Below are 2,940 nucleotides of genomic sequence, written 5' to 3'. Positions count from 1 at the left end.
GAGCGCGACGGTCTCGTAGAGCGTGATCGGCGCGTCGGCGCGGTCGGGGTAGTAGCTGCGGAACAGGTCGCGATACGCCGTCAGGATGGCCGCGTCCGGGTTGTCCAGCGGCCGCTTGAAGAACGCTTGTGCTTCGAGCGGCAGGACCTCCAGCCCGCGCTCGGTCTGGAACGGAATCTGCCCGGCCTTGAGCACGAGACCGGCGGACAGTGTTTCGGCGGCGAGCGGCCCGCGCGCGTTGGCGAGCGTCACCATGGCGCGTGCCGGCGTCGCTGGTTGCAGCGGCAGGTTCAGCAGTTGCAGGAACTTCAGCCGGTTGCGTTCGGGAATCTGGTTGGCCCGATAGAGCAGGTTTTCGCCGAGGAAGGCGAACAGTTCGAGCAGCGTGACGCCCGGATCGGCCTCGCCGAACTGCGTCCATTCCGGTGTATGCACCGGCACGCGCGCCAGCATTTCGTCCACCAGCTGGCGATAACTGCGGTCGTCGAGGTTGGGAAGTTGGATGGGCATGATCGTCTTCCTCTCGGGTCAGGAAGCCACGGGAACGCTGATGTTCAGCGTCGCCTGTTGCGCGTTGCTCACCAGACGGTAGGCAATCGTCGCCAATGCCGCCTGCGAATCGGTTGGATCGGCGTCGACTTCGACCTGCGCGACCCGGATGCGCGGCTCCCAGCGTTTCAGGCTCAGGTCGATGGCGCGGGCAATGGCGATGTGCGTCGCGGGGATGTTCGGCTCGAACAGGAAGCGGCCGAGGCCGGCGCCGAATTCCGGCAGGCGAACGCGCTCGCCCGGTTCGGTGAGCAGGATGACCTGGATCGCCTCGCGGACGTTGTCGGCATCGGCGGAGCGCAGCAGGCGGCCGTCGCCGTCGATGCGTGGCGGCCAGGAGATGCCTTGTCCGAGGGAGGTGGGGTTCATGGTTGGGGCGCTTTCAACCTGAGTTCGTCGATTGGGTTTTTGAGGCGCTGTGTTCCGCGCCTGACGCGCGGGCATACTTTCTTTTGGGTCGCCAAAAGAAAGTAGCCAAAGAAAAGGCGCCCCCCGCGTTACGCGGCCGGCAATGCCGGCTGCCCTGCGCTACTCGTGAGGCCGGGCGGCTGCGGAACTCGGGCTTCGCCCTCAGACAGTCCTCGCCGACGACCCCCGGCCCCACTCCGTTGCTCGGCGCTGCACGAGGGGGAAGGAAAAGCACACCGAGCGGAACTTGATGCCACAAGCGGTTGATATGGGTGTGGTTTTCAATTGGCCCTTTGCGTCGTCGAGCAGCGCAAGACGCAACGGGAAATAGGGCGAGGACTGTCTGAGGGCCGAAGGCCCGAGTTCCGCAGCCCCCCGTTGCGGCTGAGCAGCGCAGAGCACCCGGCGCAGCCGGGCGACGCTGTGGGCGCGCTTTTTCTTTGGCTACTTTCTTTTGGCAAGACAAAAGAAAGTACGCCCGCGCGTCAGGCGCGGAACCCAGCGGTTGAGGCATCAACTCGAAATCAGTCAAGACAGATTTCATTTCTTCCCCTTCAACCCCGGAATCGGCAGGCACATAAAAAACCACGGCATCCAGCGAAAGACGAAGTCGAGCAGGCTGACGATGATCATCAGCAGGATCAGCGCGCAGATCGTGATGATCGGGATCGACAGCGAGCAGACCATCCCGATGCCCGGCGCGCCCTTCGCGCAGACCGATTCGCCGACCGGCAGGTCCTTGTGCAGCGGCCAGGGCAGGACGGACAGGATGAGGTCGCCGAAGGTGACCTTCCTGAAGCGCGAGACCTGTCCGCAGAGCAGGTCGGACATGACCATGAAGGTCTTCTTGTCGAACTTGCGCAGGCCGGCCGGCGTCGGGTCGATCGGCAGGCCGATGCGCACCGGGCGTGCCGGCGCGTCGGGGTCGAAGAAGCCGGCCATCTCGAACGCCTGCGACGGCGCGGACAGCACGGCTGGATGCAGCGGCTCGCAGTCCGGCCGGCGGAAGACGCAGCGGATGCGGAACCACGCGAGATTCGACGCATCGCCGATCGGCGCATTGGGGATGCTGGCGCGGCTGGTCGTGCCGCTCAGCGCCGGCAACGCAGCGGCGATCTTCTCGCGCAGCGCGTTCACGCCGGCGACATCGAGCGGCGGGCTGAACTGCGGATCGGCGAGCGGGAAGAGGAAGTCCGGCCAGTCGGCGGCCGGGGCGCTGTGCGAGTAAGCAACCGTGACGCGTTCCAGCGCATTGGCGAACGCCTGTGCCTTGGCCGCCGTGTACGGCAGGCTGCCCGCCGTCACCTGCAAGCCGCCGACCAGCGTCGCCAGCAGTGGCGGCTTCGGTGGTGGCATGCCGTCCTGCAGCGTTTGCGTCAGCGTCTTCCCGCCGATGCTCCCGCCGGGCTGGGTCACGGCATTGAGTGCCGTCCAGACGGCGGCCATGGCCGGCGTGGCGGACAGCGTGCTCGCGGCGGCCTGCCCGGTGACGACGCGCCACACGGGATTGAGATGTTTCTCCAGCCAGGCCAGCAGATCGAGCAGCACGTACCACGAGCCGCTCTGGATCTGGTTGCGCAGCGCACGCCGGGCGCGGACGATTTCGGCCGTCGTCTTGTCGGCATCCTGGTCCATATCCGGGAAGGCGTTGCTCGCCGTGATGCTGCCGGCGTTGAAGTCGCCGACGCGGTCGAGCAGGTTCAGCCACGGACCGACGATATCGGCATCGAAGGCCGCGAGGCGCGCGTCGGTGCCGTTCTCCGGCAGCTCGTCGCCGGATTGCGTCGGCGCGCCCATGAAGGCTTCGCGCCGGCCGACCGGAATCAGCCCGGCGAGCAGGCGGCGCGGACGTTCGCCGTTGCGGTAGTTGAGCGGGAAGAGCGGCAGGATTTCCTCCCCGTCAGCGAGCAGCTTTTCGCCTTCAGTCCTGCGCCAGGCATTGGCGACGAAGGCGTACTCGTCCCATGTCTCCGCGGAAGTGCT

1 protein-coding gene and 2 pseudogenes are annotated in these 2,940 nt (G+C 66.5%); all 3 read right to left on the bottom strand.

Features of this window, described 5'->3' with window-relative positions:
* Positions 1 to 510 (bottom strand): annotated as a pseudogene (locus KBA32_RS16880) (hypothetical protein); the annotation flags it as partial.
* 18 nt (positions 511 to 528) lie between these two features.
* Positions 529 to 918, bottom strand: a complete 390-nt coding sequence (locus tag KBA32_RS16875; protein WP_294361452.1) for a GPW/gp25 family protein — start codon at positions 916 to 918, stop codon at positions 529 to 531.
* A gap of 579 nt (positions 919 to 1,497) precedes the next feature.
* A pseudogene (locus tag KBA32_RS16870) lies at positions 1,498 to 2,940 on the bottom strand (hypothetical protein); the annotation flags it as partial.

Origin of the sequence: Propionivibrio sp., from assembly GCF_017995515.1 — a bacterium.
Taxonomy (GTDB): Bacteria; Pseudomonadota; Gammaproteobacteria; order Burkholderiales; family Rhodocyclaceae; genus Propionivibrio.
Note: the sequence above shows the minus strand (reverse complement) of the source record. Positions and strands in the feature narration are given on the sequence as shown.

Coding starts and splice junctions, on each gene's coding strand:
- KBA32_RS16875 (WP_294361452.1), bottom strand. CDS start 918: ATGAACCCCACCTCCCTCGGACAAGGCATCTCCTGGCCGCCACGCATC.